Annotated in this window: 9 protein-coding genes; 6 read left to right on the top strand and 3 right to left on the bottom strand. The window is 62.0% G+C overall.

The window, feature by feature from the left end:
* Positions 1 to 228: 228 nt before the first annotated feature.
* Entirely contained in the window at positions 229 to 3,237 is a 3,009-nt protein-coding gene (gene polA, locus ACN9MO_RS18200) for a DNA polymerase I (protein ID WP_113132906.1), read from the bottom strand.
* Positions 3,238 to 3,328: 91 nt separating this feature from the next.
* On the opposite strand from polA, the gene ACN9MO_RS18195 reads away from it, so the two are divergent.
* The 4 genes from ACN9MO_RS18195 to ACN9MO_RS18180 all read left to right on the top strand — a co-directional run bounded on the left by ACN9MO_RS18195 (position 3,329) and on the right by ACN9MO_RS18180 (position 7,626).
* The gene (locus tag ACN9MO_RS18195; protein WP_113132907.1) at positions 3,329 to 3,715 is read left to right on the top strand and encodes a hypothetical protein; all 387 of its coding nucleotides are present in this window, start codon (positions 3,329 to 3,331) and stop codon (positions 3,713 to 3,715) included.
* Positions 3,716 to 4,077: 362 nt separating this feature from the next.
* Positions 4,078 to 4,521: a MarR family winged helix-turn-helix transcriptional regulator gene (locus ACN9MO_RS18190; RefSeq protein WP_057247769.1), complete on the top strand. Its 444-nt coding sequence runs from the start codon at positions 4,078 to 4,080 to the stop codon at positions 4,519 to 4,521.
* A gap of 333 nt (positions 4,522 to 4,854) precedes the next feature.
* A complete protein-coding gene (locus tag ACN9MO_RS18185) occupies positions 4,855 to 6,246 on the top strand; it encodes a M20/M25/M40 family metallo-hydrolase (RefSeq protein WP_113132909.1) in 1,392 nt (463 codons plus the stop codon).
* A 420-nt stretch (positions 6,247 to 6,666) separates the two neighbouring features.
* Positions 6,667 to 7,626: a lysylphosphatidylglycerol synthase transmembrane domain-containing protein gene (locus ACN9MO_RS18180; RefSeq protein ID WP_058324485.1), complete on the top strand. Its 960-nt coding sequence runs from the start codon at positions 6,667 to 6,669 to the stop codon at positions 7,624 to 7,626.
* A 173-nt stretch (positions 7,627 to 7,799) separates the two neighbouring features.
* On the opposite strand, the gene ACN9MO_RS18175 is transcribed toward ACN9MO_RS18180, so the two are convergent.
* Both ACN9MO_RS18175 and ACN9MO_RS18170 read right to left on the bottom strand, forming a co-directional pair.
* Entirely contained in the window at positions 7,800 to 8,288 is a 489-nt protein-coding gene (locus ACN9MO_RS18175; protein ID WP_057247766.1) for a hypothetical protein, read from the bottom strand.
* A gap of 111 nt (positions 8,289 to 8,399) precedes the next feature.
* Positions 8,400 to 9,305, bottom strand: coding sequence for a DMT family transporter (locus ACN9MO_RS18170; RefSeq protein ID WP_113132910.1), 906 nt, complete (start codon positions 9,303 to 9,305; stop codon positions 8,400 to 8,402).
* Between the two features lie 488 nt (positions 9,306 to 9,793).
* Here ACN9MO_RS18170 and ACN9MO_RS18165 point away from each other — a divergent pair, with 488 nt between their 5' ends.
* Both ACN9MO_RS18165 and ACN9MO_RS18160 read left to right on the top strand, forming a co-directional pair.
* A complete protein-coding gene (locus ACN9MO_RS18165) occupies positions 9,794 to 10,144 on the top strand; it encodes a hypothetical protein (RefSeq protein WP_057247764.1) in 351 nt (116 codons plus the stop codon).
* Positions 10,145 to 10,409: 265 nt separating this feature from the next.
* Positions 10,410 to 12,674 carry a transglycosylase domain-containing protein gene (locus ACN9MO_RS18160; RefSeq protein ID WP_113132911.1) on the top strand — a complete coding sequence of 755 codons (2,265 nt, stop codon included), beginning with the start codon at positions 10,410 to 10,412 and terminating at the stop codon, positions 12,672 to 12,674.
* Positions 12,675 to 12,923: the final 249 nt, after the last annotated feature.

The raw sequence follows: 12,923 nt of genomic DNA, 5'->3' as shown, positions 1-12,923 counted from the left end.
ATTGCGGCGGTTCCGGATGAGGCCTCGAGCCCCCTCCCAACCGCTGCCTATGGGGAGTTGAACGCGCCGGCAATCGTTCCGGCTGCGACGGCCGACGCTTTCTATCATCCTGATGGAAAGACGCCCGAGGGCATTAAATGCCCCCGGGCGCTGCAAGATTCATCGCATCTGACTTTTGAGGTTTTCTGAGGGAATTCCATCAGAAAACCAGGCACAGGGCCGCTCGGATTAGTGCGCCTCGTCCCAATTGGTCGCGGCGCGCGCATCGACCTTGAGCGGCACCTTCATGTCGAGCGCCGGCATGGCGGCGTTCTCCATCACCGAGACGACGATCGGAATGGTCTTTTCCACCTCGGCGTCCTCAACCTCGAAGATCAGTTCGTCGTGCACCTGCAGCAACATGCGGGCCGAGAGTTTCGCCTCGGCCAGCGCCGGCTCCATCTTCGCCATGGCGCGGCGGATGATATCGGCGGCCGAGCCCTGGATCGGCGCGTTGATCGCGGCGCGTTCGTTGAAGGCGCGATGCGACGGGATCGACGAGCGGATATCCGGATAATGTGCCCGGCGACCGAAGATGGTCTCGACGTAACCGTGCTCGCGGGCGAACACCTTGGTGCCTTCCATGTAATCGCGAATGCCCGGGAAGCGCTCGAAATAGCGCTTGATGTAGTCGCCGGCCTCGGAGCGTTCGATCGACAGCTGGTTGGCGAGCCCGAAGGCCGAGATGCCGTAGATGATGCCGAAGTTGATCGCCTTGGCGCGGCGGCGGATCTCGCCCGGCATGCCCTCGACTGGAACGCCGAACATTTCCGAGGCCGTCATCGCATGAATGTCGACGCCGTCGGCGAAGGCCTGGCGAAGCTGCGGAATGTCGGCGACATGGGCGAGCACGCGCAGTTCGATCTGGCTGTAGTCGGCCGAGACGAGCTTGTGGCCGGGCGTCGCGACAAAGGCAGTGCGGATCTTGCGGCCTTCGGCGGTGCGCACCGGGATGTTCTGCAGGTTCGGATCGGACGACGACAGGCGACCGGTCGTGGTGGCGGCCAGCGCGTAAGACGTGTGAACACGCTTTGTCTCCGGGTGGACGAAGCCCGGAAGCGCATCGGTGTAGGTGGATTTGAGCTTGGTCAGCTGCCGCCAGTCGACGATCTTGCGCGGCAGCTCGTGGCCTTCGGCGGCGAGATCTTCCAGCACCTGCGCCGAGGTCGACCATTGCCCGGTCTTCGTCTTCGACCCGCCGGCAAAGCCCATCTTGCCGAACAGGATGTCGCCGAGTTGCTTCGGCGAACCAATGGTGAAGGTTTCGCCAGCGAGCTTGTAGATCTCGTCCTCCAGAGCCGCCGCACCTTGCGCGAGCTCGCCCGAAAGCCGCGACAGGATCTGGCGATCAATGGTAATGCCGCGATCTTCCATGCGCGCAAGCACGGCGACCAGCGGCCGCTCGAGCCGTTCATAGACGCGCGTCAGCCCCTTGGCGGCCAGCCGCGCCTTCAGGATGTGCCAGAGTCTCAGCGTGACGTCCGCATCCTCGGCGGCATAGGCCGTCGCCCTGTCGATATCGACGAAGTCGAAGGTCACCGACGACTTGCCGGAGCCGGTGATGTCCTTGTAGGCGATCGGCTTGTGGTTCAGCCAGCGCTCGGAAAGAGCATCCATGCCGTGCGTGCCGTTGCCGGCATCGACGACATAGGACATGAGCATCGTGTCGTCGAAACTCTCCACGGTGATGCCGTGCCGTTTCATCACGAGGTAATCGTATTTCAGGTTCTGCGCGACCTTGAGGACGGAGGGGTCCTCGAGCAGGCGCTTCAGCCGGCTCAGCGCCTCCCCGACCGGGATCTGGTTTTCGGCGAGCCCGCCGCCCAGGAGATCGCCGACACCGGTCTTGTGGATCAGCGGAACGTATGCCGCCCGGATGGCGGTGCCCGTTGGGTCGGCCCGATGGTCGGCGATCGCCAGCGAGAAACCGACGAGATCGGCCTGCATGGCATCGAGCGAGTTCGTTTCCGTGTCGAAGCCGACGACGCCGGCATCGTGCGCGGCTGATATCCACTGGTCGAGAGTGGCGACATCACGGATCGTGACATAGGCGCTGTGATCGAACGGTGCCTTGGCGAAGATTTCGGCGCGAGCTGCGGCCAGCGCCTGCGGCGTGGCGTCTGCCGCATCCGTTTCGCCGGCACGTGACAGGACAGCGGCGGCCTCGGCGGCCTCACCGCGGACCGCTGCCTTGGCGGTGGATCCTTCGCTGACAGCCGTCGCCGCGTCTCCCTTGTCGAGATCCGGGCCGCGCGCATCCGCACCCCATTCCACCGGCACGCTTGCGGCTTCCACGGCGTCCGCGTCCGTGCCCGTCGCCGCGGCGACACGACGCGTCAGGGTGGTGAATTCCATCGCCTTGAGGAAAGCGATCAGCTTCGGCCCGTTTTGCGGCTCCAGGCTCAGCTCTTCCAGCGGAACATCGAGCGGCGTGTCGGTCTTGAGCTCCACGAGCTGGCGCGACAGGCGCGCGAGGTCGGCATTGGCGATGATGTTCTCGCGGCGCTTGGCCTGCTTGATCTCGCCGGCACGCGCCAGCAGCGTTTCAAGATCGCCGTATTCTTCGAGCAGCTGCGCCGCCGTCTTCGGGCCGATGCCGGGAATGCCGGGAACGTTGTCGGTGGAGTCACCCGTCATCGCCTGGAGATCGATCATCTTCTCCGGCGGCACGCCCCATTTTTCGATGACCTCGGGGATCGAGATCTGCTTGTCCTTCATGCTGTCGTACATCGACACATTCGACGTGACGAGCTGCATCAGGTCCTTGTCGGACGAGACGATGGTGACACCCGCGCCGGCCGCCTCGGCAAGGCGCGCATAGGTGGCTATCAGATCGTCCGCCTCGTAGCCTTCCTTTTCGATGCAAGGCAGGTTGAAGGCGCGCGTCGCGTGACGGATCAGGCCGAACTGCGGAATGAGGTCTTCCGGCGGCGCCGTGCGGTTCGCCTTGTACTGATCGTAGAGCGCATTGCGGAACGTCTTCGAGGAATAGTCGAAGATGACCGCGAAATGGGTCGGCGTGACGCCGACCGAGGTGTCGCGCGCATCGGTGAGCAGCTTCCACAACATGTTGCAGAAACCCGATACCGCATTGACCGGGAGGCCATCGGATTTGCGGTTGAGAGGCGGGATGGCATGGAACGCCCGGAAGATGAACCCGGAGCCGTCGACGAGGAAGAGATGATCACCGTTTTTCATGGGCAAATGGATAGCGCGGGGTGAGGCAAAGGTCCATTGCGGTTTTCCCGCCGGGCACTACAATCTCCACTTGCCACAGAGGAGGCCAGCCATGCCGCATGACGTGCGTTACGCCCTGCAACAGTATCTCCTTTTTTCAGGCTTTGCCGTCTTTTGCTTCCTCATTTCCTGGCTCCTGTCGGCTGATCCGACATTCCTCGTCATCATCAAGACAGTCTTTGCGCCCATCTATGTGCTTGCCATGGCAGGTCTCGATGCCCATTTCAGGCGAGCGGATGGCACGCCCTGGCCGCGTTGGCAGAAGGTGGAATATGCGCTCGCTCGCGCCGCACTCAACGTTGCCTTCATTGTCGTCATCTCGATCACGCCAGATCAAACAGCTGGCGAAATGGCAAAAACGGCGATGATGGTTGCAATGGCGATCGGCGTTGTGGAATTCATTTTTGCCTTGCGAAACCGGGCCTCGACGGATCGCTGAGAGGTGCGTGAGCTTTCACGCAAACGTTACGCATTTGTAATGTCGGAATCGCACCGGCTATCCTTGAAAAGCCACATTTGACTCCTCAAATCTTAGTCAACGGCACCGAGTGATGCCGTCTTCTGGTGATTGGCCTGTCCCCCGCCCGCACCAGATGAGGACAAAGGCCTTATCCCCCTCTCCGGGCCTTTGTCCCGTTTTCAAGAAACCGTCACGGCGCCGCCTCCGCGCCGTGACGGTTTTTTACTTGGCACCAAGGCTTTCGATAATGTCCGCTCAAATCGAAGTGAGCTCAGCGCTTCCCAAGGTTCATCGCCTGCATTGTAACTTGTCTTCATGACGCTTCGGGCGTACCGATAGGCATGGCCTTCAATCGTATGGAATCTGCGACCTATCTGGCCAGCCTGCTGGCTAAGAGCTTTTCGCGCGCGCTTCACGAGCGCGGCCAGAAGCTTGGTTTCGCACCCGGGCAGTTTCCGATTCTGCTCGAACTTTGGGCCGAGGAAGGCTTGACGCAGAAGCAACTGCTCGATCGCCTCGACATCGAGCAGGCGACGATGGCCAACACGCTCTCCCGCATGGAGCGGGACGGGCTCATCGTCAGACGCAAGCACCCTCAGGACAAGCGCTCGCAGCAGATCTTCCTAACCGAACGGGCAAAGGAGATGGAGGCAGCCGCCAAGGAAGCAGCCCTTGCCGCCGACCAGTCGCTGCTTTCCGGCCTCAGGAATTTCGAGCGCGAGCTGATGCTCGAATATATGCGCATGGCGCTTGCCAGCGTGGCACGTGGCGACGGCCGCGCCTGAAGCTTCGCACCTCCCCTGATCGATCCATCAAAATATTTGGCTTAAAGCGAATGACCTTAGGCTCTAAAACCAGAGCGAGCGCGTCCAGTGCCTTTGCGTGTCTGAAGGCGCAGCGTCGAATGCTCGTCAGTCGCCGCCACTCTACATCGCCGCGTCTTATCAGACGCGCAAAGGTCGCTGCAGAACTTTGATTTGCTGCATGTCTTTGTCCTTAAATCGAAGTCGATTAAAGGAGACATGCAGTGGAACGTCCCCACGGATTTCGTGCGCAAATCGATTTCGATTTGGCGATTGATGCAGTAGGTTCCGGCAAAACTTGAAGCAAGGATATGCATGATGGCAGATATCACCCCCGTTCTCGAACGCGCAGACGCCAACCTGCCTGACAGCCTCGACCGGCTGTTCGATCTCGTTCGGATCAAGTCGATCTCCACCGACCCGGCCTTCAAGGCGGAATGCCGCAAGGCAGCCGAATGGCTGGTGGCGGAACTCAACGGCCTCGGCTTCACCGCCTCGGTGCGCGACACCCCCGGCCATCCCATGGTCGTCGCTCATCACGATGCTGCCAAGCCAGATGCGCCGCATGTGCTGTTTTACGGTCACTACGACGTCCAGCCGGTCGATCCGCTGAACCTCTGGGACACGGACCCGTTCGAGCCGGGCATCAAGGAAATCGAACCCGGCCGCAAGGTGATCACCGGTCGCGGCACGGCTGATGACAAGGGGCAGCTCTTGACCTTCGTCGAAGCGGTACGCGCCTACAAGGACGTCCATGGCGCCCTGCCCTGCCGCGTCACCATTCTGTTCGAGGGCGAAGAGGAATCCGGCTCGCCGTCGCTGAAGCCGTTCCTGGAAGCCAATGCCGCCGAACTCAAGGCCGATTATGCGCTGGTCTGCGATACCAGCATGTGGGACCGCGATACACCAGCCATCTCCGCAGGCCTGCGCGGCCTCGTCGGCGAAGAGGTCATCGTGAGGGCTGCCGACCGCGATCTGCATTCCGGCTATTTTGGCGGCGCTGCAGCCAACCCGATCCGCATCCTTACCACCATTCTCGCCGGCCTTCACGACGAAAACAGCCGCGTAACGCTCCCAGGCTTCTACGAAGGCGTCGAAGAGACCCCGGCCCAGATCAAGGCTGCCTGGGAAACGCTCGGCCAGACGGCGGAGAAGTTTCTCGGCGAAATCGGCCTGTCGATCCCGTCGGGCGAAAAGAACCGCTCGGTGCTGGAACTGACCTGGGCGCGCCCGACCGCCGAAGTCAACGGCATCACCGGCGGCTATACCGGCGAAGGCTTCAAGACGGTGATTGCGGCCGAGGCTTCGGCGAAGGTTTCCTTCCGCCTCGTCGGCAACCAGAACCCGGAGAAGATCCGCGAAGCGTTCCGCGCCTATGTCCGCTCCAAGGTTCCGGCGGATTGCTCGGTCGAGTTCCACGCCCACGGCGGTTCTCCGGCCATCCACCTGCCCTATGAATCGCCGCTGCTCAACACGGCGAAGGTGGCGCTTTCCGACGAGTGGCCGAAGCCGGCCGTCATCATCGGCATGGGTGGCTCGATCCCGATCGTCGGCGACTTCCAGAAGATGCTCGGCATGGAATCGCTGCTGGTCGGCTTCGGCCTTTCCGACGACCGTATCCATTCGCCGAACGAGAAGTACGAGCTGCAGTCCTACCACAAGGGCATCCGCTCCTGGATCCGTATCCTGGACGCGCTCGCCGCTTGACATCATCAGATCCGCGGCGAAGTGCTTCGCCGCGGCCTTCGACTGCGGTTGCACACACGCCAATCACGCAGCTCTCACGCGCAGTGCATCAACCGACACGCGCGCATTTCCAAACGATCGACGCGGTGTCCGCGCTTTACCGTTTCCCCTTCACCGTTTCCCGGCGGTTTCTCCGGTTTCGGCAGACCCTCAATCCTTGACCTCAGGGGTCTCAGGTGCTTCCTTTTTGTGAAACAAATCACAAAGGGAAATCGGATCATTGGCAAGGGTAAGGACCGAAGCGTCGCGCTGCGGGCGTGACGCTACGACAAAGCAGCTTAGAAAACAGGATGTCTCCGCTCGGAGAACCACTCCGGCAGCTGCAACAGAAGTGTCCTCGGAACGCCTCGCCCACGTCCTCACACCGATCGCGGCGCCTGTATGAAGAGGCTGCAGACCTATTTCTGGCCCGTTGTCGGCCTTCTCGCGATCCTCTTTTCGGTGAATGCGCTTTATCACGAGCTCCGCGGCCTTTCGCTCGACGAGTTCCTCGCAAGCTTCAACGCGATCTCGCTTAAAAGCTGGCTGTTGGCGATCTGCTCGACACTGGTCGCCTATGCGGCGCTTGCGGCTTACGACCGGCTGGCGCTCGACCATCTCGGTCACCGCATCTCGATCTGGTTCATCACGCTCTGCTCGTTCACGACCTACGCGCTGTCGCACAATCTCGGTGCCTCGGTCTTTTCCGGCGCGGTCGTTCGCTACCGGGCCTATCGCTCCAAGGGGCTTTCTCCAGGTGAAGTCGGCGTGCTCGTCGCCTTCTGCTCCTTCACCTTCACGCTCGGCACACTGGTGCTTTCGGCCATCGTCCTCCTGGTGCGACCCGACATCATCGAGCGCTTCGCCGAATTCCTGCCGGTGGAAATGTCGCTGACCACAGGCGTGCTCATCCTCGTCGTTATCGGGCTCTATGTCATCGGCAGCCTCGTCGGGCTGCCATCGTTCCGCACGCGCTGGTTCCACCTTCACTACCCGAAGCCAAGGATCGTCTTCAGGCAATTGGTGATCGCTCCCGTGGAGTTGATCGGCGCTGCCGGGATCATCTATTTCGCACTGCCGGAAGCCGGAAACCCGGGCTACATCGTCATCCTCGGAATCTTTCTCGCCTCCTTCTCGGCAGCGCTGCTCTCGCATGCACCGGGCGGGCTCGGCGTTCTCGAGCTGATTTTCATCGCCGCGCTGCCGGAGATGGACCCGGCCGACGTTCTGGCGGCGCTGGCCATCTTCCGCCTGCTCTACCTGGTCATCCCGTTTGTCCTGGCATTGGTGGTGATCCTCGTCTTCGAGCGGGCACGCTTCTTGGCACAACGCCCTCCCCCAGGAGGGACCGACCTTCCCTAAAGCCTGTCGCGCAAAAGTGCGCAGCGGTTTTGCGCTAACGACATGCGAAATATCAAAAGCTTAAAGCGCATTGAGCGAATCTGAAAGATTGCGACGCGCTTTAGGGGGGATTGCCTGCTTCACTTTGGCTGGAATTGCGGCGCGGGGGAAACGACACGCTTCCCTCGACCACTTCAGGGCGCGTTACAGACCGTCGGCAGCGCCTGCTCGAGCGGCCCTTTCACTTCCTTGAGCCGCGCCGCTTCGACCTGGTAGGGCGTGAAGGGCGGCACCTGTAGCGACGGGTTGATGATGCGCGTGACATAGCAGCCGGCGAAGAACCGGACCCGCGCGCGCTTCTCGATAGACTTCACCGCAACCGGAACCGCCGAATAGATGCTGCCGGCGCCAGCCTCCGTTTTCACCTTGCCGATCTTCACCTCGACCGACACGGTGCGATCATAGCCGCGGGTGAAGGACTTGTAGCCGCCGACGGGCTTCGATTCGCCGAAATAGCCGTAGGCGCGGGCATATTCCTTGCGGTTGATGGCATTGTAGAGCGAACGGACGAGAGCTGCCCCGTCGGAGCGGTCGTCGACATAGGCGACGCCTTCCTGTGCCAGAGCCTCGCCGTTCAACGCTGCAAATGCGCCGAGGGCGAAGACGGTGGATCGAAGCTTCATGGCAGTCCTCCTTTTGTCGTGCGCCAGCCGAGCACAACAATAAGGCGAAGCCATAGCAGGATTCGCTACCCGCATGTTTCCCCAAGTCGTCGCCGACGCGCTGCGCTGAGCTTAGGCCGGAGGCAAGCCGGCACGACGGCGGGCGACGACGCGCTCGCGCCACACGGTGAAGATGCCGGCGGCGACCACCAGCAGGGAGCCGACGATCATGTTGACCGTCAGCGTCTCACTGAAAATCGTCACGCCCATTATCGAGGCAAAGACGAGCTGGAGGTAGGTGAGCGGCTGAACGGCCACCGCATCCAGCACCTCATAGGCCCGGATGAGGAAGTAGTGGCTGGAGGATCCGGTGATGCAGAGCAACAGCATCCAGCCCCAGTCCGCCGGCGCGAGCGTGACCCAGAAGAACGGGCCGACCAGGCTGATCGCGGCAGCGCCCACGACGCCGGTGTAGAAGAAACTGGTCATCGCCGAATCCTGCCGGCTGACGAGCCGCGTGACGATGACATAAAGCGCAAACAGCAGAGCCGCCCCGAGCGGCAAGAGGAAGGTCCGGTCGAACAAGCCGTCTGCGGGCTTCAGAATCAGAAGCACGCCGCCGAGACCGACGGAGATTGCCAGCCATCGCCGCCAGCCGACGCGCTCGCCGAGAAGCGGCATGGACAGGAGGGCAACGAAGAGAGGCGTCGCCGCCAGAATCGCTTGCGAATGGGCGAGCCCGACCCAGGTGAAAGACGTGATCACCATGACGATCTGGGTCGGCAGCAACACGCCGCGCAGGATCTGAAGCCACGGTCTCCTGGTTGTCGCCGTGATCTTCAGGCCTTCCCTGGTACGCGCAGCCAGCGCAATCGCGAAAAGTGCAAAGGCCCAATAGCGGATCATCGCGACGAAGACCGGCGGATAGATCGCGCCCAGATGCTTGGAGATCCCGTCCTGGATCGAAAAGATGACGATCGCCAGAAGCGTGAAGATGTAGCCGTTTGCCTTGGAAGCCTGTGAGACGGTGGACGTCATGGCGCGCCGATACCTGCGAGAACCCGCCGCGCCGCCAATTGCGCACGACAGGTGCCACATACAGGGAAACACGGCCGTATTCGAGACATGAAAAGAGCCCCGTGTGGGAGGAGGTACACGGGGCTCTCGAACTTGATCGGTGACTGGGAGGAGGAGTGCCACCGACCCGCATCGGGCGCCGCGGGAGGAGGTGCAGCGCTTCGATAAGTCATATAATAATCGTGCGTCGCAGCAATTTCAAGACGTGTTTTTTGCATTGCACAAAATCGTGAAGGCGGAGCGTCAGGTCGAGCCATCTTGACCCGCTGATCGGAGCCTGAGCCAGGGAACAACTCGTCGCCGGGCCGGCACGCGAAAGCCATGCATGGCGCGGTAACCAGCCGGAAACCACAACCTTTGATAGCTTTTTACTCTACTTCAGCTTTCCTGATATACGACCAGCAATATTAGAAGAAATATATTCACTCTCCATAATTGCAGGCTTTCAGATGAAATTATTGCTCCAGGTCCCCACCGCAATCATCGTTGTCCTGATCCTCGCCACCTGGATCGCCAGCCTGCGCCTCGTCGTGCTGCCACCGGGCTCCTTCAAGTTAAGAGCGATGACGGCGCTCGTTTATCAAGGGCACGACTACCGGCTGGTGGACAGCCCGCGCGCCATGTGCGACCGACAGGCCTACCAGGCGAAGGACTGCGAGGAAGTGGCGATGAACCACCTGGGGAAACGGGTTCTGTTTCGGCTTCCCTATAGCCAATGGCTCTACGACTTTACCGAGCCCGGTGCTGCCGCATCGAACGTGGCGGTCGAAGATACGCCACTGCGCAGCTCCATCCAGTAGTTGCGACCATATTGGGCTCGTTAGCACAACGGAGTGGACGTCTCACCCACTGCCACGCGCAGCGCGTCGCTTAAACGCAAGTTGTTGAAGACCATGCGTATTTCACGATGCGCTTCTTAACTCCCCCTTAAATTGCCGCATTTAAAGTTCACCCGGTCGCCGTGGCGGATGGGCGCAGAGCGCCGGTACCGCCGTCGAGATCGAAGTCACCGTCGTGATTGAGCCAATCGGCCCCGCAGACGGCAGAGGGACAAATCCAAACGGCATGGCAACAAACGGCAGGTCAGGAGAGCGGATCGAGCCATCGTTCGGCGGAAACCAGGACGATGATGACGATTTTCGCGTCGAGGCCAGCGATCGTGTGACCGCCAGCCGCAAGGCACCCCGCGGCAAATCTTCGGGCAGCGGCAAGAAGGGCAGCAGCAAGAAGAAGGCAGCCGGCAAGCGCGGCAGCGCACGGCGCAACTCTGGCGGCGGCGGCTTTGTTGGCCTTGTCCGCACGCTGTTCTACTGGTGCATCGTGCTCGGCATCTGGGGCGCCATGGGCGTCGGCGGCCTGGTGCTCTACTACGGCGCGCGCATGCCGAGCGCCGAGAGCTGGTCGATCCCCGAGCGACCGCCGAACGTCAAGATCCTTGCGGTCAGCGGCGACGTCATCGCCAATCGCGGCACCACCGGCGGCGAAGCGCTGTCGCTGGAAAACATGTCGCCCTATATCCCGCAGGCGGTCATCGCGATCGAGGACCGCCGCTTCTATTCGCATTTCGGCATCGATCCGCTGGGTCTCGCCCGCGCCATGCTGACGAACCTCACCACCGGCCGCATGGTGCAGGGTGGCTCGACCTTGACGCAGCAGCTTGCCAAGAACCTGTTCCTTTCGCCCGAGCGCACGCTCGAACGCAAGGTGCAGGAGGTGCTGCTCGCCTTCTGGCTCGAGCAGAAATATTCCAAGGACCAGATCCTGGCGATGTATCTCAACCGGGTGTTCTTCGGCTCCAACGCCTATGGCGTGGAGGCGGCATCGCGGCGCTATTTCAACAAATCGGCGCGCGACGTGAACCTCGGCGAGGCCGCACTGCTTGCAGGCCTGCTCAAGGCTCCTTCCCGCCTGTCGCCGGCCCGCGATCCGCAGGCCGCGGAAGAGCGCGCCCAGGTGGTTCTCGGCGCCATGCGCGAGGAAGGTTACGTCACCGATAGCGAGATCAAGACGGCGATGTCGCAGACCCCGACCAAGGCGAAGAGCTACTGGTCAGGCGCCGAGCACTACGTCGCCGACATGGTGATGGACCAGCTTCCCGGCATGATCGGCGAGATCAAGGAAGATCTCATCATCGACACGACGATCGACCTCAATCTCGAGAAGAAGGCCGAGGAGGTGATCGCTGCCACGCTAGACGCCGACGGCAAGAAGCTCGACGCTTCGCAGGCAGCACTCGTCTCGATCGATGGCACCGGCGCCATCCGGGCGCTCGTCGGCGGCAAGGACTACGCAGAGAGCCAGTTCGACCGCGCCTCCAAGGCCAAGCGTCAGCCGGGTTCCGCCTTCAAGCCCTTCGTCTATGCCGCGGCACTCGAGATCGGCCGCACGCCGATGTCGATCCGCAACGACGGCCCGGTCCGGATCGGCAACTGGACGCCCGAGAATTACGACCAGAAATATCGCGGCGAGGTAACAATCGCCGATGCGCTCGCCAATTCGCTGAACACCATCGCCGCACAGCTGGTGATGGAGGTCGGGCCGCAGAACGTCGTCAAGGTCGCCCATCGCCTCGGCATCGATTCCGAGATGCAGGCAAACGCCTCGATCGCGCTCGGCACGTCCGAAGTCAGCCTCGTCGAACTGACGTCGGCCTATGCCCCATTCATGAATGGCGGCTTCAAGGCGACGCCGCATGTCATTCGCCGCATTTCCAAGGCCGACGGCACGGTGCTTTACGAAAACACCTACGACAACCCGCCGCGTGTGCTCGACCCGGCGATCGTCAGCGAAATGAACCAGATGATGGTGCGTGTGCTGACCAAGGGTACGGGCAAGAAAGCGCAGCTCAAGGGCTGGGAGGCGGCCGGCAAGACCGGTACCACGCAATCCTTCCGCGACGCGCTGTTCGTCGGCTACACCTCGAACCTGACGACCGGCGTCTGGTTCGGCAACGACGACGGCAAGTCGATGAAGAAGGTCACGGGCGGCGGCCTGCCGGCCAAGGCCTGGCACGATTTCATGATGGCGGCCCATGAGGGCCTCTCGCCCTCGCCGCTCTTCGGCACGACGGGCGTGCAGCCGGTCTTCGATGAAGGCGTGGGCGCACCGGCCGGCGACTTGCTCTCCGGCGATCCGGAAGCCTTCCCGGAAGCACCCGTGGGCGTCAATGGCGCGGTCGCAGTGGGGCAGCGCCCGGTAGACCAGGGGGGCGAATGGGATGGCCAGAGCGCCGATCAGGGCAATGGCGGTCTCGTGCCACCGGCCGATGTCGGCCAGACGACGGGTGCCACGCGCCGCACGACCCTCTTCGACATTTTGACCGGCGGTTGAGCCGGCGCGACTGGCGCTGCAAGCGTGCGACTGGTGCCATTCTCACCAGCCGCGCATAGCCCATTTCTAGCTAGGCAAATCCCGGACTTGCATTTGCCCCCAAACGCCCCGCAGAATGCCTTGCAGTCCGAAACGCCGGTCCTTATATACGCCGCATCGGCGCAGTCTCGACTGCGAAGAAATCCTGAGACCATCCCGTTAGGGGCTGTCTTACGAATGCCTGACCGGGTTCCGACAGTCCGCTGCAAG

The organism is Ensifer sp. R-19, assembly GCF_049905105.1.
In the GTDB taxonomy this organism is placed as follows: Bacteria; Pseudomonadota; Alphaproteobacteria; order Rhizobiales; family Rhizobiaceae; genus Ensifer.
This window is presented reverse-complemented; position numbering and strand designations above follow the sequence as displayed.

What these genes read in the sequence shown, in the direction of transcription:
- polA (WP_113132906.1), bottom strand. Translation starts at nt 3,237, where the DNA reads ATGAAAAACGGTGATCATCTCTTCCTCGTCGACGGCTCCGGGTTCATC.
- ACN9MO_RS18195 (WP_113132907.1), top strand. Translation starts at nt 3,329, where the DNA reads ATGCCGCATGACGTGCGTTACGCCCTGCAACAGTATCTCCTTTTTTCA.
- ACN9MO_RS18190 (WP_057247769.1), top strand. Translation starts at nt 4,078, where the DNA reads ATGGCCTTCAATCGTATGGAATCTGCGACCTATCTGGCCAGCCTGCTG.
- ACN9MO_RS18185 (WP_113132909.1), top strand. Translation starts at nt 4,855, where the DNA reads ATGATGGCAGATATCACCCCCGTTCTCGAACGCGCAGACGCCAACCTG.
- ACN9MO_RS18180 (WP_058324485.1), top strand. Translation starts at nt 6,667, where the DNA reads ATGAAGAGGCTGCAGACCTATTTCTGGCCCGTTGTCGGCCTTCTCGCG.
- ACN9MO_RS18175 (WP_057247766.1), bottom strand. Translation starts at nt 8,288, where the DNA reads ATGAAGCTTCGATCCACCGTCTTCGCCCTCGGCGCATTTGCAGCGTTG.
- ACN9MO_RS18170 (WP_113132910.1), bottom strand. Translation starts at nt 9,305, where the DNA reads ATGACGTCCACCGTCTCACAGGCTTCCAAGGCAAACGGCTACATCTTC.
- ACN9MO_RS18165 (WP_057247764.1), top strand. Translation starts at nt 9,794, where the DNA reads ATGAAATTATTGCTCCAGGTCCCCACCGCAATCATCGTTGTCCTGATC.
- ACN9MO_RS18160 (WP_113132911.1), top strand. Translation starts at nt 10,410, where the DNA reads ATGGCAACAAACGGCAGGTCAGGAGAGCGGATCGAGCCATCGTTCGGC.